Annotated in this window: 25 protein-coding genes and 1 tRNA gene; 15 read left to right on the top strand and 11 right to left on the bottom strand. The window is 65.2% G+C overall.

Translation table 11 applies throughout. The annotated features are described in order from the left end of the window. Positions 1 to 18: 18 nt before the first annotated feature. The 6 genes from ACVWW6_RS24885 to ACVWW6_RS24860 all read left to right on the top strand — a co-directional run bounded on the left by ACVWW6_RS24885 (position 19) and on the right by ACVWW6_RS24860 (position 6610). Positions 19 to 1272: an efflux RND transporter periplasmic adaptor subunit gene (locus ACVWW6_RS24885; RefSeq protein WP_456681520.1), complete on the top strand. Its 1254-nt coding sequence runs from the start codon at positions 19 to 21 to the stop codon at positions 1270 to 1272. Next, positions 1269 to 1565, top strand: coding sequence for a hypothetical protein (locus ACVWW6_RS24880; RefSeq protein WP_456681519.1), 297 nt, complete (start codon positions 1269 to 1271; stop codon positions 1563 to 1565). The genes ACVWW6_RS24885 and ACVWW6_RS24880 overlap by 4 nt, the downstream gene beginning before the upstream one ends. Beyond that, a complete protein-coding gene (locus tag ACVWW6_RS24875) occupies positions 1562 to 2287 on the top strand; it encodes an ABC transporter ATP-binding protein (protein WP_011088059.1) in 726 nt (241 codons plus the stop codon). Before ACVWW6_RS24880 ends, ACVWW6_RS24875 begins: the two co-directional genes overlap by 4 nt. After that, positions 2284 to 3507 carry an ABC transporter permease gene (locus ACVWW6_RS24870; RefSeq protein ID WP_011088060.1) on the top strand — a complete coding sequence of 408 codons (1224 nt, stop codon included), beginning with the start codon at positions 2284 to 2286 and terminating at the stop codon, positions 3505 to 3507. The genes ACVWW6_RS24875 and ACVWW6_RS24870 overlap by 4 nt, the downstream gene beginning before the upstream one ends. A 52-nt stretch (positions 3508 to 3559) precedes the next feature. After that, a complete protein-coding gene (locus ACVWW6_RS24865) occupies positions 3560 to 3967 on the top strand; it encodes a response regulator transcription factor (RefSeq protein ID WP_456681518.1) in 408 nt (135 codons plus the stop codon). Positions 3968 to 4744: 777 nt separating this feature from the next. Beyond that, positions 4745 to 6610: an alkaline phosphatase family protein gene (locus ACVWW6_RS24860; RefSeq protein WP_456681517.1), complete on the top strand. Its 1866-nt coding sequence runs from the start codon at positions 4745 to 4747 to the stop codon at positions 6608 to 6610. A gap of 43 nt (positions 6611 to 6653) precedes the next feature. On the opposite strand, the gene ACVWW6_RS24855 is transcribed toward ACVWW6_RS24860, so the two are convergent. Next, positions 6654 to 7226, bottom strand: coding sequence for a hypothetical protein (locus ACVWW6_RS24855; protein WP_028171438.1), 573 nt, complete (start codon positions 7224 to 7226; stop codon positions 6654 to 6656). A gap of 392 nt (positions 7227 to 7618) precedes the next feature. Here ACVWW6_RS24855 and ACVWW6_RS24850 point away from each other — a divergent pair, with 392 nt between their 5' ends. Further along, complete coding sequence (locus ACVWW6_RS24850; protein ID WP_011088064.1) at positions 7619 to 8278, top strand: peroxiredoxin; 660 nt, start codon at positions 7619 to 7621, stop codon at positions 8276 to 8278. Between the two features lie 125 nt (positions 8279 to 8403). Here ACVWW6_RS24850 and ACVWW6_RS24845 read toward each other — a convergent pair whose 3' ends face one another. After that, complete coding sequence (locus ACVWW6_RS24845) at positions 8404 to 10134, bottom strand: methyl-accepting chemotaxis protein (RefSeq protein ID WP_456681516.1); 1731 nt, start codon at positions 10132 to 10134, stop codon at positions 8404 to 8406. 107 nt (positions 10135 to 10241) lie between these two features. Between ACVWW6_RS24845 and ACVWW6_RS24840 the strand changes: the two genes are divergently transcribed. Together ACVWW6_RS24840 and ACVWW6_RS24835 are read left to right on the top strand one after the other, a co-directional pair. After that, the gene (locus tag ACVWW6_RS24840) at positions 10242 to 11687 is read left to right on the top strand and encodes a cryptochrome/photolyase family protein (RefSeq protein ID WP_456683177.1); all 1446 of its coding nucleotides are present in this window, start codon (positions 10242 to 10244) and stop codon (positions 11685 to 11687) included. A gap of 66 nt (positions 11688 to 11753) precedes the next feature. Continuing rightward, positions 11754 to 12056 (top strand): histone, encoded by a 303-nt coding sequence (locus ACVWW6_RS24835; protein WP_456681515.1) that lies wholly within the window; start codon positions 11754 to 11756, stop codon positions 12054 to 12056. 72 nt (positions 12057 to 12128) lie between these two features. Here ACVWW6_RS24835 and ACVWW6_RS24830 read toward each other — a convergent pair whose 3' ends face one another. From ACVWW6_RS24830 to ACVWW6_RS24820, 3 genes are all read right to left on the bottom strand, one after another. Then, positions 12129 to 12872 (bottom strand): hypothetical protein, encoded by a 744-nt coding sequence (locus ACVWW6_RS24830; RefSeq protein WP_456681514.1) that lies wholly within the window; start codon positions 12870 to 12872, stop codon positions 12129 to 12131. A gap of 96 nt (positions 12873 to 12968) precedes the next feature. Continuing rightward, the gene (locus ACVWW6_RS24825; protein WP_456681513.1) at positions 12969 to 13841 is read right to left on the bottom strand and encodes a DMT family transporter; all 873 of its coding nucleotides are present in this window, start codon (positions 13839 to 13841) and stop codon (positions 12969 to 12971) included. A 104-nt stretch (positions 13842 to 13945) separates the two neighbouring features. Then, on the bottom strand, positions 13946 to 14392 hold the full coding sequence (locus tag ACVWW6_RS24820; protein ID WP_011088070.1) for a hypothetical protein: 447 nt from the start codon (positions 14390 to 14392) through the stop codon (positions 13946 to 13948). Between the two features lie 292 nt (positions 14393 to 14684). On the opposite strand from ACVWW6_RS24820, the gene ACVWW6_RS24815 reads away from it, so the two are divergent. Then, positions 14685 to 14948, top strand: coding sequence for a hypothetical protein (locus ACVWW6_RS24815; RefSeq protein WP_456681512.1), 264 nt, complete (start codon positions 14685 to 14687; stop codon positions 14946 to 14948). Between the two features lie 30 nt (positions 14949 to 14978). Here the strand turns inward: ACVWW6_RS24815 and ACVWW6_RS24810 are convergent, their stop codons facing one another. Continuing rightward, entirely contained in the window at positions 14979 to 15440 is a 462-nt protein-coding gene (locus ACVWW6_RS24810) for a host attachment protein (RefSeq protein ID WP_028171431.1), read from the bottom strand. A gap of 337 nt (positions 15441 to 15777) precedes the next feature. On the opposite strand from ACVWW6_RS24810, the gene ACVWW6_RS24805 reads away from it, so the two are divergent. From ACVWW6_RS24805 to ACVWW6_RS24795, 3 genes are all read left to right on the top strand, one after another. Continuing rightward, entirely contained in the window at positions 15778 to 16062 is a 285-nt protein-coding gene (locus ACVWW6_RS24805) for a hypothetical protein (protein ID WP_028171430.1), read from the top strand. A 139-nt stretch (positions 16063 to 16201) separates the two neighbouring features. Continuing rightward, a complete protein-coding gene (locus tag ACVWW6_RS24800) occupies positions 16202 to 16375 on the top strand; it encodes a zinc ribbon domain-containing protein (RefSeq protein WP_011088072.1) in 174 nt (57 codons plus the stop codon). A 146-nt stretch (positions 16376 to 16521) separates the two neighbouring features. Further along, positions 16522 to 17484, top strand: coding sequence for an AraC family transcriptional regulator (locus tag ACVWW6_RS24795; RefSeq protein WP_271611976.1), 963 nt, complete (start codon positions 16522 to 16524; stop codon positions 17482 to 17484). Positions 17485 to 17550: 66 nt separating this feature from the next. On the opposite strand, the gene ACVWW6_RS24790 is transcribed toward ACVWW6_RS24795, so the two are convergent. The 3 genes from ACVWW6_RS24790 to ACVWW6_RS24780 all read right to left on the bottom strand — a co-directional run bounded on the left by ACVWW6_RS24790 (position 17551) and on the right by ACVWW6_RS24780 (position 19056). Further along, positions 17551 to 17627: transfer RNA gene (locus ACVWW6_RS24790), tRNA-Arg, on the bottom strand. A gap of 151 nt (positions 17628 to 17778) precedes the next feature. Beyond that, a complete protein-coding gene (locus tag ACVWW6_RS24785; protein WP_304565630.1) occupies positions 17779 to 18327 on the bottom strand; it encodes a hypothetical protein in 549 nt (182 codons plus the stop codon). A gap of 162 nt (positions 18328 to 18489) precedes the next feature. After that, a complete protein-coding gene (locus ACVWW6_RS24780; protein ID WP_038967079.1) occupies positions 18490 to 19056 on the bottom strand; it encodes a hypothetical protein in 567 nt (188 codons plus the stop codon). Positions 19057 to 19238: 182 nt separating this feature from the next. Between ACVWW6_RS24780 and ACVWW6_RS24775 the strand changes: the two genes are divergently transcribed. Then, the gene (locus tag ACVWW6_RS24775; RefSeq protein ID WP_011088081.1) at positions 19239 to 19625 is read left to right on the top strand and encodes a VOC family protein; all 387 of its coding nucleotides are present in this window, start codon (positions 19239 to 19241) and stop codon (positions 19623 to 19625) included. Between the two features lie 57 nt (positions 19626 to 19682). Here the strand turns inward: ACVWW6_RS24775 and ACVWW6_RS24770 are convergent, their stop codons facing one another. Beyond that, positions 19683 to 20180, bottom strand: a complete 498-nt coding sequence (locus ACVWW6_RS24770) for a hypothetical protein (protein WP_456681511.1) — start codon at positions 20178 to 20180, stop codon at positions 19683 to 19685. A gap of 258 nt (positions 20181 to 20438) precedes the next feature. Here ACVWW6_RS24770 and ACVWW6_RS24765 point away from each other — a divergent pair, with 258 nt between their 5' ends. Then, positions 20439 to 20792 carry a GrlR family regulatory protein gene (locus ACVWW6_RS24765; protein WP_028171426.1) on the top strand — a complete coding sequence of 118 codons (354 nt, stop codon included), beginning with the start codon at positions 20439 to 20441 and terminating at the stop codon, positions 20790 to 20792. Here ACVWW6_RS24765 and ACVWW6_RS24760 read toward each other — a convergent pair whose 3' ends face one another. After that, positions 20793 to 23480, bottom strand: a complete 2688-nt coding sequence (locus ACVWW6_RS24760) for a PAS domain S-box protein (RefSeq protein ID WP_456681510.1) — start codon at positions 23478 to 23480, stop codon at positions 20793 to 20795. It lies immediately after the preceding gene. Between the last annotated feature and the right edge of the window lie 24 nt (positions 23481 to 23504).

The following is a 23504-nucleotide window of genomic DNA, read 5'->3' as shown; positions in this document are numbered from 1 at the left end:
AGCAGGCGAGTTTTTGATATGCGATTTGTGCCAATTATTGCCGTGCTTGGAACTGCATGCGGCCTTGCCGCGGTCTTCGCCGCGGAGCCGGCCGTCATCGCCGGCGCCGCCGGGAGCGCGGCAGACACGGCGGCTCACGCCTACGACTCGACGAAACGGCTGCTCGTGCCCGGCGGGCGCGAAGCTTCGGCCTTCGGGTCGGATGCGCCGATGTTCCGCTATGCCGCGATCCAGCGCGGCAGCATCGAGCAGACCGTCACCGTCACCGGCGCGCTGCAGCCGGTCAAGACGATCGAGGTCGGTTCCCAGCTGTCCGGGCAGCTCGCCCGGGTCTATGTCGACTTCAACGACACCGTCGCCAAGGACCAGCCGCTCGCCCTGATCGATCCGCGCAGCTTCGCGGCCAAGGTCGACGAAGCCAGGGCTTCCCTGGCGGTCGCCAATTCCCTGGTCGACATCGCGCGCGCCAAGCTCGATCGCGCCAGGATCGATCTGCAGAACGCCAGGGGCAGCCGGGACGTGCTCGCCGCCAAGCTCGAGAGCGCGCAAGCCGTCAAGGCCTCGGCGCAGAGGACCCTGCAGCGCAAGCTGGCGCTGCAGTCGCAGAACGTGGTGGCGACGACGACGGTCGACGACGCGCAGACCGAGTTCACAGCACGGCTGGCCCAGGAGCGCGAGGCCGAGGTCCTGATGTCGCTCAATTCCTACTCCGTGGACGGCGCGCAGGCCGACGTCCGCCGGATCGAGGCCGAGCTGCAACAGGCCCGAATGGCGGTGCCGGAGAAGGCGGCCGTTCTCGCCGCGGCCCAGGCCGATCTCGACCGCACCGTGATCCGCTCGCCGATCGACGGCGTCGTCGTCGGCAGGTTCGTCAACGAGGGCCAGACGCTCGCGGTCGGCCTGGAGTCGCGCACCACCTTCGTGGTCGCCCACCGGCTGGAAGACATGGAGATTCACGCCCAGGTCGACGAGGCCGATATCGGCCGCATCGCCTCCGGCCAGCGCGCCCATTTCACGGTGGATGCCTACCCCGACCGCCGCTTCGAGGCCGTGGTGCGGCAGGTGCGCAAGGCGCCGCAGAACCAGCAGCACGTCGTCACCTACACCGTCGTGCTGTCGACCTCCAACCTCGACGGCGCGCTGCTGCCCGGCATGACTGCCCTGGTGAAGATCGTGATCGAGCGGCAGGACGACGTGCTGAAGGTGCCGCTCGCCGCGCTGCGTTTCCAGCCGTCCGGCGCGACCTCGACGGCGCGCTGCTGCCCGGCATGACTGCCCTGGTGAAGATCGTGATCGAGCGGCAGGACGACGTGCTGAAGGTGCCGCTCGCCGCGCTGCGTTTCCAGCCGTCCGGCGCACGTCCGGACCCGACCACCGCGCACAGCGGCGTGTGGGTGCGCACCGCCGGCGGCTCGCTCCGGCGTATTGCGGTGACGGTCGGCGCCTCCGGCACCGAACAGGTCGCACTCAAGAGCGGCGACCTCGTCGAAGGCAGCCAGGTCGCCGTCGGCCAGGCCATCCGGCCGGCAGGCATGGAGTTTCTCGGAATCAGGTTCGGATCATGACCGCCCCCCTGCCCCTCATCAGTCTCCGGTCCGTATCCAGGACCTATCGCACCGACGGGGTCGCAGTGGCCGCGGTGCGCAACGTCAGCTTCGACATCGCACAGGGCGAGATCGTCGCCGTGATGGGACCGTCGGGCTCCGGCAAGTCGACGCTGATGAACATGATCGGGCTGCTCGACCTGCCGAGCGAAGGCGAGGTCCATCTCGAGGGAGCCAATGTCGCCGGGCTCTCGGAAGATCGCCGGTCGTCCCTGCGCGCCCGCAGCATCGGCTTCGTGTTCCAGTCCTACAATCTGCTCGCACGCCATAATGCGATCGAGAACGTCGCACTGCCGCTGGTCTATTGCGGCATCGGTCGCAAGGACCGCCTGGCGCGAGCCGAAGCGAGCCTTCAGGCCGTCGGCATGCTGCACCGGGCTCATCACTTTCCGCGGCAGCTCTCGGGCGGCGAGCAGCAGCGCGTCGCGATCGCGCGTGCACTGATCGCCTCTCCGCTGATCGTGCTCGCCGACGAGCCGACCGGCGCGCTCGACAGCCGCACCGGCGCCGAGATCCTGGCGCTGTTCGCCGCGCTCAACCGGACCGGCCAGACCATCGTGATGATAACGCACGACCCCGGCATCGCGACGCGGTGCCGGCGCACGATCCGCCTGCACGACGGCGAGCTCGTCAGCGACGAGACGCTGGTTCCCCTGCTGCCGAAACGGAGCGCTGCGTCATGACGATGCTCCAGGGCTTTCAGATCGCCCTGCACGCCTTGCGCCTCAATCCATTGCGCAGCTTCCTCACCATGCTCGGCATCGTGATCGGCGTTGCCTCGATCGTGACGGTGTTTGCGATCGGGTCCGGCGCGCAGCTTCGCCTCCAGGAGCAGATCCGCTCGATCGGCGCCAACGTGCTGATGATCACGCCGGGCGCGGTCTATCAGGGCGGCGTGCGGCTCAAGGACGGCAGCAAGCTGACGATGACCGAGAGCGACGTGCAGGCCATCATCGAGCAGATTCCGGAGATCCAGGCCGCGGCCGGCTCGATCGCCGGAACGGCGCAGGTCATCCACGAGAGCAAGAACTGGAATACGACCATCAACGGCACGACGACCGGTCACTTCATGGTGCGCGACTGGCAGCTCGCGGCCGGGCGCTATTTCTCCGGCACCGAAGAGACCGGTGCCGGCAAGGTCGTGATCCTCGGCAGCACCGTCGCGCGCGAGCTGTTCGCGCCCGGCGACGATCCGATCGGCGCGCAGATCAGGATCATGAAGGTGCCGCTCGAAGTGGTCGGCGTGCTCGATCGCAAGGGCCCGGCGCAGGACGACGTCGCTTTCGTCCCCCTCACCACGGCCAAGCTGCGCTTCCTTGGCAGCGCGAGCAACATCAACCGGGATTCGGTCGCCTACATCATCGCCAAGGTGGCCGCGGACAGCCAGATGGCGGGCGCGCGATCGGAGATCGAAAGCCTGCTGCGGCAGCGCCACCGCATCCCTGCCGGCCAGGAGGACGACTTCAAGGTCCAGGATCCGGCCGCCGCCATGGAAGCGCAGCAAGGCGCGATCCGCACCGTGGCGCTCCTGCTCGTCGCCATCGCCTCGGTCTCGCTGCTCGTCGGCGGCATCAGCATCATGAATGTCATGATCGTGTCGGTCACCGAGCGCACGCGGGAGATCGGAATCCGCCGCGCGCTTGGCGGGCGGATGCGGGACATCCGCCTCCAGTTTCTCTGCGAGGCGCTCGTCCTCTGCCTGCTCGGCGGCGCCATCGGCGTTGCCGGCGGCATCACGCTCTCGATGACGGTTGCCCGCATGGCCGGATGGATCACCTCGATCGACGGCGAGGCGATCGGCCTTGCCCTCGTCTTCTCGATCGCGACCGGCCTGATCTTCGGTTTCTACCCCGCCCACAAGGCATCCAGGCTGAGCCCGATCGAGGCGCTCAAGACGGAGTGAGAAGATGCCGGGGGGCTGCCACGTCAACCAGAAGACCAGGGAGGAGCCAGTCATGAGCCCGGATCCGAAGGATTCGATTACACCGACGCCGCGCGAACGTGAGCTGATGATGTTGATCGCGCGAGGCATGCAGAACAAGAACATCGCCTACGAGCTCAAGATCTCGGAGAACACGGTGCGGGCGCATATCGGCAACATCATGCGCAAGTACCGTCTCCAGAACCGGACCCAGATCGCGATCATCTATGCGCTCAAGACGGCCCCGCTCTCGCTGCGGCGCGATCGGACCAGGAGCGGAGCCGCCCCGGCGTCCGTCAAGCCGGCAGGCCCTCGCGCAGACTCCGCGGGTGACGACCGCGCCGGAATAAGTGTCCCGGCCACAACCCCTTGTGCACCCCGTCGGGCAAGACATCCAAGACCGGGGTCAAGCGACCGGCATCGAAATAATTCTATTTATTAGAATTCTGATTTTTGTTAGATATTATTCACTCCGGCCCAAGGAAGAGGGGCGTATCGCGATCGTCACGACACGCGGGCCGGGCAGCGGTGGACGCAGGCTTCACTGGCGCGAAGGCTTCGCAGGGCGGAGAGCCGTGAGCGAAAAGCGTCGCGCGCACGACCGGTGCAGCTTGCGTACGGCAAAATCGTGTGGTCCTGACGCCCGGGGTCTGTGCGTCAAGTCTTGCGGTGATGTTGCGGCCCGACCGGGCACGCGCATCAGCCATCCGCAGGGCGACGGGGGCAATAGTGCATCGCTCCCCGGGGAGCTCACGACATAAGCCGTTCCAACCATCCGCGCAGGGAAGGCCGGGATGCTCCGGTTGCCCTGTTTCCCGCTGTGCATTGTAGCGCAACCTGCCCTTGGCATAGCGGTCAATGGGAGCCAGCCGGCTCCCGGCCTTCCCTGCGCCCTCTTTCATTGATGAGGGTGAAGTGACAAAGCAGAACTCGGGCGAAACAAGCCGCGAGAATGCGGAGGGGTGTCTGCGGGGTTGTAGGATGGGTAGAGCGAAGCGAAACCCATCACCTTTCGTCTACGGGGAAGCATGATGGGTTTCGCAAGTGCTCTACCCATCCTACGAGCTGCGTCGCGTCCGGGACACGAGGGTGTTGCCGTCCCCCTCCCCATTCCTCTTGCACTAGTAACAGGCCTTGTAACAAAACTGTCATCCAGCAAAACTAAACGATGGCAGGGCCGCGGTCGCGGCCTTGCCGCCTCACCGTTAGGAGAGATTTGATGCGCCGTTCACTGGTGTTGCTGTCCGCCGGACTGACAGTGCTGTCCACCGGACTTTCCGCTGGACTTGCCTCCGCCCAAAACAACACCCCCCGCAACCTCATCCTGTTCATCCCGGACGGGCTGCGCGCGCTGAAGGTCGCTCCTGAAACGGCGCCCGCGATGGCCGAGGTCCGCGACAAGGGCGTCAACTTCAAGAACCCGCATTCCCTCTTCCCGACCTTCACCATGGCCAACGGCTCGGCGATGTCGACCGGCCATTATCTCGGCGACACCGGCGTGTTCTCCAACACGATCTGGACCAACTACACCTCCGTCCCCGCCGGTGACACCGTGGTCCCCTTCATCGAGAACGACGCCGTGCTCGGCGACATCGACGAGCATTTCAAGGGCGACTATCTCAACGAAGAGACCATTCTGAAAATGGCCCGCGACAAGGGGCTGAGCACGGCGGCGATCGGCAAGGTCGGCCCGACCTACCAGTTCGACCACACCGACAAGCCCGAGAAGCCCGGCCTGCATTCGGTGGTGTTCGACGACTCAACCGGCGGCAAGAACGGCGTGGCGCTGTCGGACGAGGTGAAGGCGGCGCTGACCAAGGCCGGCCTGCCCCTTGCGACGCCCCCGCGCGGCGACAACAGCAAGGCCGGCGATGCCAAGACGCCCGGCACCACCGTCGCCAACGTCGCGCAGCAGGCCTATTTCGCCGACGTCGCCGCCAAGGTGGTGCTGCCGATGTTCAAGGCGCGCAACAAGCCGTTCGTCCTGGTGTTCTGGTCGCGCGACCCTGACGGCAGCCAGCACAACACCGGCGACAGCCTCAACCAGATCATGCCCGGCATCAACGGGCCGACCTCGATGGCCGGCATCAGGAACGCCGACAACAACCTCGCCCAGCTCCGCAAGGCGCTCGACGAGCTCGGGCTCGCCGCCTCGACCAACATCATCATCTCGGCCGACCACGGCTTCTCGACGATCTCCAAGGAAAGCAAGACCAGCCCGTCGGCCAAGGTCAGCTATGACGACACGCCGAAGGACTTCTTGCCGATGGGCTTTTTGGCGCTCGACCTTGCAAAAGCGCTCGATCTGCCGCTGTTCGACCCCAACGACAAGAATGCGAAGGTCGAGGGCAACAAGCATCCCAAGGCCGGCAACGGCGTGCTCGGCAAGGATCCGGAGAAGCCCGATCTCGTCGTCGCCACCAATGGCGGCTCGGACCTGGTCTACCTGCCGAGCAAGGACAAGAAGCTCGCGGCGAAAACGATCAAGGCCCTGCTCGAGCAGGACTACGTCTCCGGCCTGTTCGTCGACGACCAGCTCGGCCGCTTCCCCGGCACGCTGCCGCTGTCGAGCCTCAACCTGCGCGGCAAGTCGGCGACGCCGACGCCGTCGATCGTCGTCAACTTCCGCTCCTATGCCAGCGATTGCGGCGAGGCGCCGACCAACTGCTCGGTGCAGGTCGCCGACACCGTGCTGCGCCAGGGCCAGGGCATGCATGGCAGCTTCAGCCGCGGCGACACCATGAACTTCATGGCCGCGATCGGACCGGATTTCAAAGCCGGCTATGTCAGCCTGATCCCGGTCAGCAATGCCGACGTCGGCATGACGGCCGCCCAGCTGATGGGCCTGCGCGGCGCACACAACGGCGGCCTGATCGGCCGCGTGATGTCGGAGGCCCTGCCCAACGGCATCGTGCCGAAGGCATTCAAGGGCGTCGAGAAGTCGAAGATGTCCGAGAACGGCCTTCAGACCGTGCTCAACCTCCAGCGCGTCGGCAGCCAGCGCTATTTCGACGCCGCCGGCTTCCCGGGCCGCACGCTCGGGCTCGAACCGGACGCCGGCAAACAAAAAACGGCGGGGAAATAACCCCGCCGCTCAATAGCGTCGTCCTCATGAGAGGCGCGTGAAGCTACATGCCGATGTCGAACACGTTCGGCAATTGGCCCGCCAGAGGCAGCGCGGTGGCGCCCAGGAAGGTCGCCACCATCGCCATCAGGCGACGATTGTTCTGGCGCTTGCCGCGCATCTGGCCGGCGATCCACTCCAGCATCTCGCTGTTGACCTTGGAGGCATAGGACGGCGCCCAGCTCTCGATCTCGGTGTCGGCCGACAGCGCGACGCTGCGCGGCGGCACCTTCAGGCCCGAGGCGCTTGCGGCGTAGTGGGCCACGGCCTTGGCAAGCAGGTCGTCGAACCGGCCGCCGTCGGTGCGCTCGGTCGCGGCCTCGTTGATCTCGAACAGCGTCTCGGCTTCGGCGCGGCTGACCGGCTGGTCGTTGACGGCGGTGGCGGTCAGGATGCGCGTGCACCAGGCGGTGTCATCGGCATCGAGCGAGCGGGAGAAGTGCACCCGCCCCTTGGTGGTCGGGCCTTCGCCCGTGATCACGCCGTCGCGCACGATGGAGAGAGCATGAGCCGCGGTATCGCGGCAGGACGGTTCGAGGGACGGCGACTCAACAGACTTAGGCGCAGCGGCAGACATAGTTCACTTCCAGATTTCTTCTGACCGACCAGCATTTTCATGCGGGCGTAAAGAGGTGGTTAATGATTCGATACGGAGATCGCGACTTTTCTCAATGGTTGCCGATTAGTCGCTATGAGGACCATTTCGGTTCCGGAGAGCGTCGGGCGGGCGTGATGCGGGTCATAAAAGGCTTTATCGGGGCAATCGAGACCGTGAGGCCCCGGTGGAGATGTTTCGCCGCAGATGCCGCTGTAACAGAAAAGTGCTAGGAGATCGGCTCTTCAGAGAAGGAATTCACATTTTACTTCAAGCGGTTCAGTCAACGTTCACTTAGCCTCGCCAAGCCCCTATACTGACGGCGACGGCCAGAGACCAATTCTCAAGCAAATTCAATGTGATGAGGTAGAACCATGACACTTCCGATCGGCACCACCGCCCCCGACTTCGAAGCTGAGACGACCGAAGGGAAGATCAAGTTCCACGATTGGATCGGCAACAGCTGGGCACTGCTGTTCTCGCACCCCAAGGACTTCACGCCGGTTTGTACGACCGAGCTCGGCGCACTGGCCAAGCTGAAGCCGGAATTCGACAAGCGCGGCGTCAAGCTGATGGGCCTCTCGGTCGATCCGGTCGATCGCCACGCGAAGTGGTCTGAGGACATCAAGGAGACGCAAGGCGCGGCTCCGAACTATCCGATGATCGGCGACACCGACTTCAACGTCTCCAAGCTCTACGAGATGCTGCCGGCCTCGACCTCGGGCGATCCCCTCACCCGCACGCCGGCCGACAACCAGACCGTCCGCAACGTCTTCATCATCGGGCCGGACAAGAAGATCAAGCTGGTGCTGGTCTATCCGATGACAACGGGCCGGAACTTCCAGGAGATCCTGCGCGTCGTCGACTCGCTCCAACTCACCGCCAAGCACCGCGTCGCAACCCCGGCCGACTGGACGCAGGGCGAGGACGTGATCATCGCAGGCTCGGTCTCCAACGACGAGGCCAAGACGATCTACCCGCAGGGCTGGAAAGAGCCGAAGCCCTACATCCGGATCGTGCCGCAGCCGAAGTGACTTTTGGCGGTCGCGAATAGCGACCGCTAAAAGTCATCCCGGGATGGTCCGAAGGACCAGACCCGGGATCTCGAGATTCCGGGCTCGGTGCTGACGCACCGCCCCGGAATGACCGCGTTGGAGCCCTACGCCGCGTGAACGCGCTCGAGGAAGCCGTCGACCTCGGCCTTCAGATGCAGGCTCTCGCCCGACAGCGCCTGCGCGGAGGCAAACATCCGGCTCGACGTCTCGCCGGTCTCGCTTGCGCCCTTGGCGGCGTGACGGACGTTGACGGCGACCTCGGCCGTACCCGAGACCGCGGCGCGAACGCTGGCCACGATGTTGTGGGTCGCGCTCTTCTGCTGCTCGACCGCAGCCGAGATCGAGCCGGCGATGCCGCTGATGCGCTCGATGGTCTGGCTGATCGCCCTGATGGCGGCGACCGATTCCTCGGTCGCAAGCTGCATGCTGGCGATCTGGTTCGATATCTCGTCGGTCGCCTTGGCGGTCTGGCCGGCGAGCGTCTTGACCTCCTGAGCCACGACCGCAAAGCCGCGGCCGGCATCGCCGGCACGCGCGGCTTCGATGGTGGCGTTCAGCGCCAGGAGGTTGGTCTGCTCGGCGATTGAGGTGATCAGCTTGACGACGTCGCCGATGCGCGTGCCCGCCTCGGAGAGCTGCGCGATGCGCTGGTCGGTGACCTCGGCCTGCCTCACCGCCTCGGCGGAGATCTCGTTCGATTCCTGCACTCTCCGGATGATCTCGGAGATCGACTGGCTCAGCTCGTCGGAGGCTGACGCCGCCGAACGCACGTGCTCGGAGGCGTCCTCGGACGCCCCGGCCGACTGTGCGGACAGATCGGCGGTCGAGCGTGCGGTGTCGGTCAATTGCCGCGCCACCCGCTCGAACTCGCCTGACGACGTCAGCACCTTGTCGAGGATGCCGCCGACGCTGCCGCGGAACTGCTCGACGAAGTTGCGCAGGTCGGCCTTGCGCTGCTCGACTGCGGCAGCCGAAGCCGCCGCCTGCTCGCTGCGCATGCGGGCGCGCTCCAGCGAATTGCTCTTGAACACCGCGACGGTGCGGGCGATCTCGCCGATCTCGTCGGCGCGATCCTCGCAATCGATCTCGACATCGCTCTGGCCGTTCGCCAGCGCCGTGAGCGAGCGCGTGACCGAGGTCAGCGGCCGGGTGACACGGCGGACGATCAGCAGGGTGAGGATTAGAACCAGCAGCGCGGCGAACCCGGCGGCGGCGGCCATGCTCGAGATCGCCTGGGTCAGCATGCTCTCGAACTGGGCCATCGGGATGCCGACGTAGAGAATGCCGGCGACCTTGCCGGTCGCGTCCGCGACCGGGAAATAGGCGGTCATGAAGGACTTGCCGAACAGAACGGCCGGGCCCTTGTAGGCCTCGCCACGGCGCAAGCTGGCCTGCGCCGGATGATCGGCGGCAAGCTGGGTGCCGACGGCGCGGTCGCCATTCTCCTTCTTCACATTGGTCGAGCGACGGACGAACTGCCCGCTCGCCTCGTCGAACACGAACAGGGTTGCGTTGCCCCCGACATAGGACACCGCGCGGTCGACGATGGCGTGATCCCTGAATTCGGGCATCTTGGGGATCTCGGCGCGTGCGACCGCGCCATCCCGCACGGTGATCTTGGCGTCGGGCACGATCTCGGCAAAGGCCAGCGCCAGCGTGCGCAGATTGACCTCGATGTCGCGCAGCGCGCGGTCATTGAAGGCGTTGGTCAGCGACCAATAGCCGGCGCCAACCACGAGCGCCGTGTTTACGGCGATCAGCAGCACGGCGCACAGGACGGCCTTGGTGCCAAGTTTGAACTGCGGCAGGAACTTCGCCGTCGAAAGGCTGGACATGAATGGAATGACCCCCGTAATTCCTGCATAATCGTGCAAGGGGCTTACGGCCGCATTAACGGCGGTTCACGCCGCCCCATGCTTTACAAATTGTTAACGAGGACGCCCTGACCACACCAAGCGCGCCGCCTATCGTCGTCTGGTTCCGCGATGACCTCCGCCTGTCCGATCACCCCGCCCTCCATGCCGCCGCCAAGACCGGTGCGCCGGTGGTTTGCCTCTACGTACTCGACGACACAGCCGGCCGGGCACCCGGCGGCGCGGCGCGCTGGTGGCTGGCACAGTCGCTGCGGGCGCTCGGCGCCGAGATCGCAGCGCGGGGCGGATCGCTGATCCTGCGCAAGGGACCGGTGGCCGGGGTGATCCCCGAGGTGGCGCGCGAAAGCGGCGCCCGCGCCGTCTACTGGAACGGGATCGCGCAAGCGCCGCATCAGGCAGTTGAGAGGCAGCTCGAAGCGACACTGGCAAAGCTCGGCGTGGAGTCGCAAAGCTTCCCCGGAGACTTGATCGCCCCACCTTCGGCGATCCGCAACAAAGAAGGCCGGGGCCTGCGCGTGTTCACGCCGTTCTGGCGGCGCGTGCTGTCGCTCGGCGATCCGCCAAAACCCCTGCCCGCACCGAAGCAGCTGCGCCCGGCTCCGAAGATCACGAGCGACACGCTGGAGAGCTGGACGCTCGAGCCGACCAAGCCCGATTGGGCGGGCGGCCTGCGCGAGCGCTGGACGCCGGGCGAGACCTCCGCCCGCACGCGCCTGCGCGACTTTCTCAAGACGATCGCGCGCGGCTATGCCGGCGACCGCGACCGCCCGGACCGGGTGGGCACGTCAGGCCTGTCGCCGCATTTGCGGTTCGGCGAGCTCAGCCCGCGGCAGGTCTGGCACGCCGCGCGCTTCGCCGCGGCCGAGGATGCGGGGCTCGGGCCCGGCATCGAGAAGTTCCTGAGCGAGCTCGGCTGGCGCGAATTCTGCCGCCACCTCCTCCACGACCACCCCGACCTCGCCACCGAAAACCTGCAAACGAACTTCGACGGCTTCCCCTGGAAGCGCGACACCAAAGCGCTCGCCGCCTGGCAGCGCGGCCGCACCGGCTACCCGATCGTCGATGCCGGCCTGCGCGAGCTCTGGTACACCGGCGTGATGCACAACCGGGTACGGATGGTGGTGGCGTCCTTCCTGGTCAAGCACCTCCTGATCGACTGGCGCGATGGCGAGGCCTGGTTCTGGGACACGCTGGTCGATGCGGATGCCGGCAGCAATCCCGCCAACTGGCAGTGGGTCGCGGGCTGCGGCGCCGATGCTGCGCCCTATTTCCGCGTGTTCAATCCGCAGCTGCAGGGCGAGAAGTTCGATCCCGATGGAACCTATGTCCGGCGCTGGGTGCCGGAGCTGCAAGGACTGCCGGCGAAGCTGATCCACCAGCCCTGGCAGGCGACGCCGATCGAGCTGGCGAGCGCCGGCGTCACGCTCGGCAAGACCTATCCGCAGCCGATCGTCGATCACGCCCGGGGACGCGAGCGCGCGCTCTCCGCCTACGCAAAGATCCGCAAAGGTTGAGGGTTGCTTTGACACAATTTTGAAACGCGCTATCGTCATCGCTCCATACAAACCGTGGGGGACGATATGGACGACGATAAGCCGATCACCGAACAGGCAATGGAGACGATCACCACCGCCGTGGATGCGACCAAGGACGCCGCAGTCACGGCCGTCAAGAAAGTCAGGAAAGCCGCCAAGAAGGTCGCGAAGAAAGTAGCGCCGAAGAAGGGCAAGAAGGCTTCCAAGAAGAAGGCCAAGAAGACTTCGAAGAAGGCAGCAAAGAAGTCGTCGAAAAAGGCGGCCAAGAAGACCGCGAAGAAGGCCGTGAAGAAATCCGCGAAGAAGGCCGCCAAGAAGAAAAAGAAGGCCAAGAAGGCCAAGCGCTGATCGCGCTCCCGAGACCAGACACGAACAAGCCTCCGGGTGCGGACGCGCCCGGAGGCTTCGCCCCGCAACAGCCTATCCTCGCCGCTTGGCTGCGCGCCGCCCCGGATGATGGACCCCTCGCGGGTCGCGAAATTCGCTGCGATGGCCGCGCCGGTCCTCCTTGGCAAAGCGCCGCCGTTTCTCGGGCGAGCCGAACTGCTTGATCACCCGCCTGCCGTTGACTTTCTTGATGACGTAGCCGCCCTCGGTCATCGAGAACGGCTCCTTCAGCGTTCCCTTGTGGTCGAACTTGGTGCCGCTCGGATGCTCGAACGGTTCGAACCAGGACGGATAGACGAAGTTCGACATTTCGAAGCCGCCGACGAAGAAGGAGTCCTCCTCCACGGCGTCGCAGACCTCGTAGGCGTATTGCGTGTTCCTATTCTTGTCGGCCCAGAGATTGGCCATGGGGTCGAGCACCATCTCGAACAGCTCGTGCGAGGCAGCGACGCTGACGGGCTCCTCGCCCAGCGCCTTGACGAAGATCTTCGAGATCGGCTGGCCGCGATGCGTCAGCTCATGGCGCCCGAGCAGCCCCTCATGCGAGGCGTCGTCGAAATAGACGAGCTGCCAATCGGTGGGCTTCGGCCTTTTCGTGACATAAAGGTCGACCGGATAGCCCCACACCGGCAGGAAATGCTTGTCGTAACATTTCTGGAGCGCCGCGGTGAGCTGGCTCATTATGCGGCCGCTGATCGTTTTCTCCGCGTAGTTGATGCAGGCAATCCGGACCGGCTTCAGGGACCGGCCGAGCAGCGCACGTCTCGCCTTCTTCATGGAGGTCACCGCGTGAAAGGGAAGCTGAAATGCGGCCAGCCTAACACGGCGCGCCGCGCACGTCAGGGATGTATGCCGTCGCCTCGCCCCGTCAGCCTAGACGCGCCGGTTGACCACGAACACCGCGGCCGCGCACATCGCCATGCCGGCAATCGCCAGCGCATCGAGCTTCTCGTCGAACAGTGCGTAAGCCATCAGCGCGGTCACGGCGGGCACGAGATAGAACAGGCTCGCGACCGACGTCGCCGCGGCGTGGCGGATCAGCCAGTACAACAGCCCGATAGATCCGATCGAGAGCGCTACAGTGAGCCAGGCGAGCGCGAGCACGAACTCCCGCGTCCAGTGCACCACGCGATCCTCGAACAGGAAGGCGCCGATCGCGAAGAAGACGGTGACGGCCACATATTGCACGAGATTGCCGGCGCGCCAGTCGATGTGGTTGCAGTAGCGACGCTGATAGAGCGTGCCGAGCGTGATGCTGATCAGCGAGACCACCGAGGCAAGCCAGCCGAGCCCGGCTTCGCCGGTCATGGGGCGGTTGTGCAGGATCAGCACCACGCCGCCGAGGCCGAGCACGAGCCCCGCCCATTGCACCGGCGTCACCTTCTCGCCCAGCCAGCGGTTGGCGATGGTCGAGGTCAGGATCGGCTGCAGGCCCGGAATCAGTGCGGAGAGCCCGGCCGGAATCGAATGGGCGATCGCGATCGCGGTGCCGCCGAGATAGAAGCCATGGACGAGGATGCCGGCAACCGCGCTGTGCGCGATGCCAATACGGTCGGGCCATTTTGGCCGCGCAATGCCTGCGATGATCGCCATCAGGCCGACCACGATCGCCATGCGGATGGCGAGATAGGTCAAGGGATCGGCGTTGCTGATGACGTATTTGGTGCCGATGAATCCGGTGCTCCAGAGCAGGACGAACAGGATCGGCGCGGCGCGTGCGGTCAGGGCTTCTTGATTATGGTTCATTGCCGCCCTCATTGCCCCATGGGGGCCGATGCGGCAATGCGAATTTCTCGCCTAGCGATGCTGCGCTGCGACGAGCGGCAGCGGCAGCGGCTCGGATCAGCCGCTCACCATTCTTCCGGACAGGGGTCGATGATCTTCCAGAGCTCGACGCCGTTCTTGATCTTCTTCATGTCGGTGGTGAGCCCGCCATTGCGGCGGATCCAGTCCTTCACCGTGTCAGGATAGTAGGACATCAGGTCGGACGTCCCTTCCGAGCTGGTGACCTTGATGCCGAAGGTGAAGGCCTTGTCGTAATAGGCCTGATGGAAGCCGAGGCTGGCGCGCGGCGTTACGCAGATCTTGTTCATCGGCACGATGCCGAGCACGAGCGTGCAGGCCGAATTGCAGATGCCGTCGATGATGACGCGCTCGCCCTTCTCGCGGACACGCTTGTACTTGGCCTTGTACTCCTCGACATAGCCGCCATGGTCGCGGGTAATGTGCAGCTCGGCCCGCGCCGGCGTGGCGGCGGCGAGGCAGAGCAACAGCAGGCTCAAAAGCGTGATGCGCATGGCGGCGGACGACGAAAGCCTTCAGGAATGGGACCGGCCTCGAAGGACCCCCAAAGGGCCGGCAACAGGATTCTAAACTGAATTCTCTTTGGTCATACTTGTGTGGGGAATTCGTTAAGCATCCCGAAAAGGCCAAAAATGGGCAGGGTCCGGCCGCACTTCCGGCAATTCTGTCACACCCACCCGGGAATCGGCGGGACTGGCCCCGTTTTCCGGCCGCCGGACAGGTGTCCTGGCGGCTTGAAATGGCTATAACCGGACGACCTATTCGCGCGGGTTCCGGAGAATCGAGATGAGCAAGTTGAAGCTTGTAGCCGCGGTTGCTGCCCTGTCGGCCGCAATCCTAGCCCCTGGTCTCGCGGAAGCGCGGGGACATCACCGGTACCACCGCTCCTACGTCAACCCGCTGCCCTACCCGATCAGCCATCTGCACAATTACGGCCCCGGTATCACCCCCGGCACCTTCGCCTATTACGACGGCCCCTCGACCAACCGCTGCTACCAGAGCGCGGCCGCCTATGTCGGCCAGGACCGCCGCCGGCACCCCTGCTTCTGAGGGGCGCCGGCGCGTCCGCTGCGGGCGTCCCTATCTGGCGGCGCCCGACAGCAGCAATTGCTTCTCGATCTCGTAGACCGGCAGCTTGACGAGGTCCTTGCCCACCTCGCCCTGAAGCGCCTTGCGCACGACGTCCGAATAATCGGCGCGGATCATGCCGAGCGCACGCGGCGAGGCCACCATGGTCAGGGCCGACGTCTCGCCCGAGCTGACCGCGGCGTCGAGCCGGCTGGCCAGGCCGCGCAGGAAGGCGCGCTCGGCCTCATCGTGCCAATCGGTCTGCTCGACCGAGCTGCGCGCACCGCCGGCTGCGCCATGCAATCGGCCCGGCGCATCGCTCCCTTGTGCGCTCGTCGGGGGATTGGGCTGCTCGTGCACCTCCCTGGTGTGCAGGTTCGGAAACATCTCGTCGCCGAGGTTTTCCAGAATGAGCGCCTTGCGCCCGTCGCACACGACCAACCAGTCACCCTTGTCGATTCTCATCTTGTCCATTGCACAGCTCCAAGCAAACAGTGGGCCCCGGACCGATGCGGACGACCGGCCGAACGCTCTTCGTATTCCGCGAAGGACGGCCCACGGCGACAAGACTAGGGAGGAAGCCTCGAAGATGAATTGCGCAGGATCAAGGTTGGTGGCGACGTCCCGCGATGCGGCCGCGAGGCAAGCACGACGTGGCCAGAAGCGCGGAGCTGGAGTAATCTGGCAGAGCTGGGATCAGACCCGCGGCGGAGCAACTGAAGATTTGTTCATCAGCATTACATTTCGGTTCCGCCACAATTTGATCAGAACAACTTCGATATCCTGCATCGCGTAAGCGGAGGAAGACATTATGAATCTGAAGATTGGCCTCGTCGCCGCGTCCCTGTTCGGTGCCCTCGCGGCATCGCCGGCGGCGTCCGCCATGCCCATCGCGCCTGCACCTGCGGTCCCGCAGGTCTCCGACGTCGAGCAGGTCCGCATGGTCTGCGATGCTTGGGGGCGCTGTTTCTGGCGTCCGAACTATTATGGATATTACGGCCCGCGGCCGTACTACGGCCCCCGATATTATGGACCGCCGCGCTACTACGGCGGCTACGGCCCGCGCTATTATGGTTACGGCTATCGCCGCTGGTAACATTCGAAGGGGCCCTCGGGGCCCCTTCGCTTTTGCAAGATCGCGGATGGTCCACGCGCGCCTGTTCGGCCGGTCTGGAGCAATTCCAAAACTGATCTAGATCAAAGAGAAAAATTCGCCGCGCCGACATTCTGCGACGATGGCCGACCTGATTGTTTTTCGATGCCCCCAGACGGGCATGAATGTGCAGACGCATCTGGAGAAGCAGCAGATACCGGAGGGACGGAGCTTCGAGTCCTTCGTCTGCCCCGCCTGCACGCGCATCCATTTCATCGACCTCGCCTCCGGCCAACCGATGAACCGGGAACGTTGACGGTGACAATGATCTGACGGACGCCTTGGCATGATGTCCGCAATACTACGGCCCGGAATCCGGTTTACTGAAGCGCGATGTTTCGCCATTGATGGCGATGTACCGACGTTCATTTTATTGTCACATTGCAGCAGCCGGCCAGACGCATGTTCGACGCCTTCGCCCCGTCCTCCGCGCTTCAACTGATCGACTTTGCCGATGTCGATGCCTTTCGGCCGATCGAGTCGATGGAGGACGCTCGAAGCATTCCGCTCGACGTCCCGAACTTCGCGGCCGCTCGCGCCGTCGTCTCTCTGCCGGCGTGCCGCATCATCGTGATGAGATCGTTCGCGCGCATCCTCGACACCGCCTATCGCATGCCGGGCGGGATGGTGATCCTGTCGATGACCGACGACCTTCTGGTCAATTCCAAGGGAATGGATCTCGACGCGCGCTTCTTCGTTGCGCTCCGCGGCAACGACGAATGCCATTTCGTCGAACCCCGCACGAACTATCATGCGATGATCATCTTCTCTCCAGGCCTGAAAGACCGGGGCTGGTTCGATCATGCCGACGATTTGCGGGCCTATGTCGCGAACCGGCCGGCCCTGCTGCACACACGGCAACTCCTGCTCGACATCCTGCGAACCGCGTCGGTGCAGCCGCTCCTGTTCGAGACCACCGAGGCCGCCGCTCATCTCCAGGAAGGCCTGCTGCTCGCGCTCGACGATTTGTTTCGGATCGACGCGCGACCGGAGCGGAGCACCTCGGTCCAGGGCGGGCGGTCGGCCAAGCTCGTGCAGTGGATCGACGAATACGTCGCGGCCTATCCGACCGCTCCGATCTATACGGCCGACCTCGCCGGCGAGTTCGGCGTCTCGATCCGGACGCTCGGCGGCGCAGTCAGCAAGGTGCGCGGCATGAGCCTGCACCAGTACATCCGCCTGAAGAGGCTGTGGGCAACACGCGCCCGGCTGCTCAAAGGCGGCGGCGCCACCGTTGCCACCTGCGCACGCGCCCAGGGTTTCCATCACATGGGCGAGTTTGCCGCGGCCTACCGTGCGACCTTCCACGAGGCGCCCTCGGACACGCTGGCGCGGGGGCGGCAGATCGGGCTTCCGACAAGCTGACGCCGCAAGCCGTGCGACGCTGACCGGCATCGACGCCACTTCGGAACATATCCGGAACATCAAGGCTGGCGCGCTCGGAAGGATTCGAACCTCCGACCCTCGGAATCGAAATCCGATGCTCTATCCAGCTGAGCTACGAGCGCCCCGGCCCGTACATCGGGCCGCAACCGAGAAGCGCCGCACCGTTGCTGGCGAACCAGCGTACCGGCGGCGTTCGGACGCGTTCGAATTAGCAGAGAGGCTGGCCAATAAAAAGCCCTTCCCGTCTCGTTTCGAGACGGGTCAGAGGCGCTCTCACCAGGTCGTGTTGAAGAGGCCGAAATGCGGCTGCTGGGCCACCATCATCGGCCGGCCGTATTGTGGCCCACCAAACTGTGGCCCACCATAATACTGCGGCGCCGGATGCGCCCTTGCGATCTTGCGCTTGGGCTGAGCCCGGGGCGAAGATGCAGCCGGTACCTCCGCCTGGGCCTGAGCCGTCTTCTTGGCTGCAACGGCATCAGCCTTCGAGCCCGGCGTGAACTGGGCGAACGTCTCGCGCACCCGCGCCTTGGCCGACATCTCGGCGAGCGCCGCCGAGGCGGCATCCTGCACCGGCGGCTGAGGCGCAACGACAGCTGCGGCTGCGGTCTTCATCGCGGGCGGGGCAATCGTCGGCTGGGTGGTGTCGAGCACGACGCGCTCAGGCAGGTGCCGATCGGACCGGATCCGGATCAACGGCTGGTCATTGCTTGCGGTCGCGACGACTGGCGTCACGGGCGAGGCCGGCACAACGAAGTTCACCGCAAACAGCAGTGCGAGCAACGCTCCGCCGACAAACATGAAATACCGAAAGATGGGCATTGGCCGCGCTCCGCCCCCCGCAATCCCCGCGTGGGCACTCCGCCTTAACAGGCGATACTATAATTGGTTCCTGGCCCAGCCCTTTGGTTCAAATGGCAACCCCAGGTTTTTCTGCCAAGGCCCGGTAAGGGTAACTTTTCCGCTACCCGAAAATGCCGCCCTTTACGCGCGACGGGCTGCAACCAGCGAACACTTCGCCTGATCGGCATTGACGTTGACGTAGCCGACAGGGATGCGCGCAAAGGTCTTGCGGCTCTTCATGCTGACCGTGTCGGCCAGAACGCGGCTGCGGTCGGTGAGATGACTGCCGTCGCGCCGTGCGAACGCGCAAACGATCGCCAAATCCTTTACGGCATAGTCATTGTCATTTCGCAGCGTGAACGTCACCAGCGCCTTCGAGCCAAGGCCGCCGCGGCGCCAGGTCTGGGAGGAAATCCTGAGACGGTCGAGTTCTGCCGCAGCCTGGGCTTCGGACCCCGGCGTGACCGCAACTGCCGCATCGCCCGAAGGCGCCATCTCGACGGATGCCAACTCCGGCTTCACCGGTTCAGCGCTGTTGCCTTTGGAGAGCGGCAGCAGCATCCAGACGCCGCAGCCCACGATGATGGCGGCCAGCAGCCACAGAATGCTTCGGCCAAATGATACGCTCGCGACCGTCACGACCCGCGCCGTGCGCTCACCAATGGCGGCGAAGCGTCCCAACCCGACCCGCTCAAGCCCTGCGCTCATGGCTGTATCACCGATCGTGGCCGCAGAAGGTTCGACGGCGGACTGGGCCACTGCTTACCTTAATCCGGGAGACGAACTAAGGTTCCCGCGCTTCAAGCGAGTCGGCAAGGACGGTGGCGATCACCGGCTGGGGTCGCTTACATGCGCCGCAATATCGAAAGACCCTGTTGGGAGAACATGAAATGCCAATCGCCGTCACCTGGGATCACGTCCACCTGCGCAGCCCCGATCCGGAGGCCACGGCGACCTGGCTGCGGGACATCCTCGGTGGCGAGATCGTGCGCGCGCCCGGACGGATCGACGTGAACCTCGGCGGTGCCAGGATCTTCATCGCTCCGCTCGAGGGTGACAACGCCGTCAGTCCGCCGCCGCTGCATCCGCACCAGGGCCTCGACCATTTCGGACTCACGGTGAAGGATATCGACGCCGTCGCGGCCGAGATCAAGGCCAAGGGCGTCACGTTCACGCGTGAGCCGACGACGATCCGGCCCGGCGTACGCATCTGCTTCATCCGTGGCCCCGAAGGAATTTCCGTCGAGCTGCTCGAGCGCGACAAGAAATACACCTGACACGGCGCACGCCACATCGGCCATCAGCGAGACCAGGCGGCGTGCCGCCTGGCGCAGCTAAGTCATGCTGCCGGGCATGAAGCAACGGATGGTGACGCCCATATAGCCGTAGATCGGCCACACCATGGTACGCCCGACCCGGTTCGGCTCCGAGATCACGGCCTCCTCAGGCACGTCGACCCAGACGAGTTCCTGCTTCTGGCCCTCGAGCGCGTAGCCATAGCGCGGGACGCGGACACGATAGTGCCCGTCCTTGCTGTCCCAGTCGGTGTCCGAGAGCGCCGAGCCGTCGGCATCGGAGCAGCACGGCCCCTTGCCGCTTCGCAGGCCGTCGAACCAGGCCTTCAAATCCGCATTGGTGTTGACGAACTGGCCGCGGTCACGGGCGTGCCCGAAGGGGGCTGCTAGCGCGATCAAGGCCGAGGCGCATGCCAGCTTCGTCACGCTTCGCCAGCGTACCGCGCTGCCTATCCGCCGTCGTTCGCTTTCGCAATTCGTGGGACGCGCACTGTACAGACGCGGCTGATCGCCGCCGGAATCGATCCAGTTGCTCACGTTTGTCTTGCTCCAGCACCCCGCGGCCAGTGCAACAATGGTTATGCATTTCGCGGGCCAACTTGATTCGCAACGACGGGCCTCGCCTCATGATGAGACCGTCATAACCGCGTCATAGACAAGCCGGGACAATTACGGTCCGCGCCACGGAATAGCTTGCCGGCCGGCAAACTGCCGCGTTGCGCGAGGGGATACGCTTTGGCATAAAAGCTCTACCGGTTACGCCATTGGGCGATGGCGGCCGGCCTGCGGGACGTTATGAAGAACGGCCTCTATTCGATCCACGTGAACCTGCTCGATGGTCGAGCGGGCAAGGGCAGCGGCGTGATTCTTTTCCGCGACGGCAAGATCCTTGGCGGCGATGCCTACCTCTATTACACCGGCAGCTACGTGGTGAAGGATGATCACTCCTTCAAAGGCGAGGTGCTGGTGCAGCGGCACACCTCACCGCGGGGCGACGACAATCCGCTGTTCGGCGGACCGGCGCCGGTCGGCATCGGCGTCAGTGGGACCTACACGGACACGCGCGCGGAGATGACGGGAACGGCGCTCGTCGGCAAGGCCAGCCTGATTTTCGGCGCTACTTTGCACAAGCTCGCCGAAGTCGACTAGCTATTCCGCAGCCTGCTCGAGCGGCGCCGTGCGCGGCAGGATGATCTGGATGCGCGTGCCCCCGCCCGGCTCGGAATCGAGATCGAGCCGGCCGCCGAGCCGGTTGGTGACGATGCTGTAGACGATGTGCAGCCCGAGTCCGGTGCCGCCCTGGTCGCGCCGCGTCGTGAAGAACGGATCAAAGGCGCGGCGGCGGACGTCGAGCGACATGCCGCAGCCGTTGTCGGAGAAGATGATCTCGACATTGTCCTTGCCGGACTCGCGCACCTGGATGTCGATGATCCCCGGACGCCCGTCGGGAAAGGCGTGCGCCACCGAATTGAGAAACAGGTTGGTCAGCACCTGCCCGTACGGGCCGGGATAGCTGTTCATGGTCAGGTTGGGCTGGCAATCGACGTTGAGCGTCAGATTGTGTTTGCGCAGGCCCGGCCGCAGGCTCATCACCACCTGCTCGGTGAGGTCGCCGAGATCGAAGCTGCGCTGGTCCGAATAGTTGCGGTCGGCCGCGACCTGCTTGAACGACTGGATCAGCTCGGCGGCGCGGTTGAGATTGGAGACCAGCTGCGAGGATGCGTCGCGGCTGGTGTTGAGGAACTCGTTGAGCGTCGAGCGGCGGAGCTCGCCGCGCTCGACCTCGGACGTGAACATCGCGGTCTTGCGCTCCAGCGCGGAGGCGACCGTCAGGCTGATGCCGACGGGATTGTTGACCTCGTGAGCGACGCCGGCGACCAGCCGTCCGAGCGCGGCGAGCTTCTCCGCCTCGATCAGCGAGGCCTGGGTCTCGCGCAGATTGCGCAGCGCGGTCTCCGCCGATTCCTTGGCCTTGCGCATCTCCTGCTCGCCGCGCTTGCGCTCGCCGATGTCGAGCGCCACCGTGACGATCCGCTCGATCTCGCCCTCGGCATCGAGCAGCGGCAGCTTGTTGACAAGCCATTGGCGCATGTTGCCGGAGGCGTCCTTGTACTCCTCCTCGTAGAAGCCGAGACCCTTGCGTAGCCTCAGCACGCGCTTGTCATTCTCGTCGGTCTTGGCCGCGCCGTAACGCGACATCAGGTCCGCGGTGGTGCGACCGAGCGCATCGCCAGGCTCGATGCCGAAGATGCCGGCCATGTAGCGGTTCATCAGCACATAGCGCAGCTCACGGTCCTTGACGTTGATGACCGCGGGCACGGTATCGATGACCTGCTGGAGCAGGCGCCGGCCTTCGGCGATGGCGTCTTCCGCCCGCTTCTGGTCGGTGATGTCGCGCAGCGTGCCCTCGTAGCGGATGATCTTGCCCTGCTCGTCCCGCACGCCGGTCGCACTGTCGGAAAGCCAGAGGATGTCGCCGCTGCGCTGGCGCACCTGGTACTCGAACTCGCGCACCATGCCGTCGCGATGCATCAGCCGCTGATACTCGACGCGCGCCTCGGGGTGGACGTAGATCGTGTGGGCGATGTCGTTGATGCTGTCGATGAGGTGCTGCGGGCTATCATAGCCCATCATCCGCGCCAGCGCCGGATTGGCGTTGAGGAGGTCGCCGGCCGGCGTCGTCACATAGATGCCGTCGACCGAGCCCTCGAACAGTTTGCGATAGCTCTCTTCGGCGAGGCGCTGCTCGGTGAGCGCGCGCACCGCCGCCTCGCGCGCGGTGTCGGCTTCTTCCAGCGCGCGGCGGAACACTTCGGCGGCGCGTGCGATGTCGCCGATCTCGTTGTCGACATCGGCGGACGGGATCGAAGTGTCCTTCTGGCCGGCCGCAAGCGCGCGAATCGATCGTGCGATCTGGGCTAGCGGACGCACCGTCCGCCGCACCACGAAGCCGGCCGCGAGGATGCCGATCAGCACGCCGATGCTGCCGAGCACGATGCTCTGCCACCGCGCCTCCGTGAGCGTGCGGGCGAAATCGCGCGACAGCACATGGCCGCGCCTTGCGCTGACCTCGCGCAGCAATTCGGTGACGCGGCCGATCAGCCGGCCCTCGGTGCCCAGCACCTCGCGGTCGATGTCGGCGATCTGCCGCTCCCGGACGGCGACCGCCATGATCGCCTCGGCGTAATCATTCACGGCCGTCCGGAGCTTGGCGTCGGCGATGTCCATCGTCCGCATGTTCTGCGCGGCCTGCTCGGCCGCGGAGGGATTACGCGCGAGCAGCCCGAGCGCGATCCGGCTCTGTGCCTCCGACAGGCGGGAGGCGAGCTCGCGGTCCGCGGTGCCGGAGACCGCGGCGTCGAACTGGTCGCGCAGCGGCGGCAGGCCGGCGAGCAGCTGGGCGCGGCGGTCGATCAGGGTGGAGATCCGCTCGAGGCCGTTGCGATAGGTCGCAAGGCGCTCGGTGACCCCGTCGATCATGTCCTGCTGCTCGGGCGCGAGCTCGATGCGGGTCTTCTTCAGGATGTCGCTGAGCGTCGAGGCCGCCTCACCGACCTGCTTGAACTGGATCCCGGCGCCGGGATCGGTGACGAAGTCGCGCGCGGCAAGGCGCAATTCGTTCATGCGGCGGTCGATGTCCTCGGCAAGGTCGCCGACGCTCTGGAGCCGCTGCAACTCGGCGAAGGTCGTGTCGATGTGCCGGATCGCGATCACGCTCGCCGTCGAGGTGACGATGATCACCGCCAGCACCAGGATGAAGCTTCCGAACGTAAGCTGGCCGATGGACAGCGAGAAGATTCGCTTTTTCTCGGGGGGCGGCGTCAAGTCGGCGGACATTGGTGCGTTGAGGGACCGGGCTGT

It is taken from the genome of Bradyrhizobium sp. USDA 3311 (assembly GCF_054062495.1).
Note: the sequence above shows the minus strand (reverse complement) of the source record. Positions and strands in the feature narration are given on the sequence as shown.

Bases quoted from the DNA above. Each gene is read 5' to 3' on its own strand.
- ACVWW6_RS24870 (WP_011088060.1), top strand. From the start codon at position 2,284: ATGACGATGCTCCAGGGCTTTCAGATCGCCCTGCACGCCTTGCGCCTC.
- ACVWW6_RS24825 (WP_456681513.1), bottom strand. From the start codon at position 13,841: ATGAACCATAATCAAGAAGCCCTGACCGCACGCGCCGCGCCGATCCTG.
- ACVWW6_RS24860 (WP_456681517.1), top strand. From the start codon at position 4,745: ATGCGCCGTTCACTGGTGTTGCTGTCCGCCGGACTGACAGTGCTGTCC.
- ACVWW6_RS24865 (WP_456681518.1), top strand. From the start codon at position 3,560: ATGAGCCCGGATCCGAAGGATTCGATTACACCGACGCCGCGCGAACGT.
- ACVWW6_RS24810 (WP_028171431.1), bottom strand. From the start codon at position 15,440: ATGGACAAGATGAGAATCGACAAGGGTGACTGGTTGGTCGTGTGCGAC.
- ACVWW6_RS24780 (WP_038967079.1), bottom strand. From the start codon at position 19,056: ATGAGCGCAGGGCTTGAGCGGGTCGGGTTGGGACGCTTCGCCGCCATT.
- ACVWW6_RS24830 (WP_456681514.1), bottom strand. From the start codon at position 12,872: ATGAAGAAGGCGAGACGTGCGCTGCTCGGCCGGTCCCTGAAGCCGGTC.
- ACVWW6_RS24785 (WP_304565630.1), bottom strand. From the start codon at position 18,327: ATGCCCATCTTTCGGTATTTCATGTTTGTCGGCGGAGCGTTGCTCGCA.
- ACVWW6_RS24795 (WP_271611976.1), top strand. From the start codon at position 16,522: ATGTTCGACGCCTTCGCCCCGTCCTCCGCGCTTCAACTGATCGACTTT.
- ACVWW6_RS24850 (WP_011088064.1), top strand. From the start codon at position 7,619: ATGACACTTCCGATCGGCACCACCGCCCCCGACTTCGAAGCTGAGACG.
- ACVWW6_RS24885 (WP_456681520.1), top strand. From the start codon at position 19: ATGCGATTTGTGCCAATTATTGCCGTGCTTGGAACTGCATGCGGCCTT.
- ACVWW6_RS24880 (WP_456681519.1), top strand. From the start codon at position 1,269: ATGACTGCCCTGGTGAAGATCGTGATCGAGCGGCAGGACGACGTGCTG.
- ACVWW6_RS24775 (WP_011088081.1), top strand. From the start codon at position 19,239: ATGCCAATCGCCGTCACCTGGGATCACGTCCACCTGCGCAGCCCCGAT.
- ACVWW6_RS24835 (WP_456681515.1), top strand. From the start codon at position 11,754: ATGGACGACGATAAGCCGATCACCGAACAGGCAATGGAGACGATCACC.
- ACVWW6_RS24800 (WP_011088072.1), top strand. From the start codon at position 16,202: ATGGCCGACCTGATTGTTTTTCGATGCCCCCAGACGGGCATGAATGTG.
- ACVWW6_RS24875 (WP_011088059.1), top strand. From the start codon at position 1,562: ATGACCGCCCCCCTGCCCCTCATCAGTCTCCGGTCCGTATCCAGGACC.
- ACVWW6_RS24760 (WP_456681510.1), bottom strand. From the start codon at position 23,480: ATGTCCGCCGACTTGACGCCGCCCCCCGAGAAAAAGCGAATCTTCTCG.
- ACVWW6_RS24765 (WP_028171426.1), top strand. From the start codon at position 20,439: ATGAAGAACGGCCTCTATTCGATCCACGTGAACCTGCTCGATGGTCGA.
- ACVWW6_RS24820 (WP_011088070.1), bottom strand. From the start codon at position 14,392: ATGCGCATCACGCTTTTGAGCCTGCTGTTGCTCTGCCTCGCCGCCGCC.
- ACVWW6_RS24845 (WP_456681516.1), bottom strand. From the start codon at position 10,134: ATGTCCAGCCTTTCGACGGCGAAGTTCCTGCCGCAGTTCAAACTTGGC.
- ACVWW6_RS24815 (WP_456681512.1), top strand. From the start codon at position 14,685: ATGAGCAAGTTGAAGCTTGTAGCCGCGGTTGCTGCCCTGTCGGCCGCA.
- ACVWW6_RS24805 (WP_028171430.1), top strand. From the start codon at position 15,778: ATGAATCTGAAGATTGGCCTCGTCGCCGCGTCCCTGTTCGGTGCCCTC.
- ACVWW6_RS24855 (WP_028171438.1), bottom strand. From the start codon at position 7,226: ATGTCTGCCGCTGCGCCTAAGTCTGTTGAGTCGCCGTCCCTCGAACCG.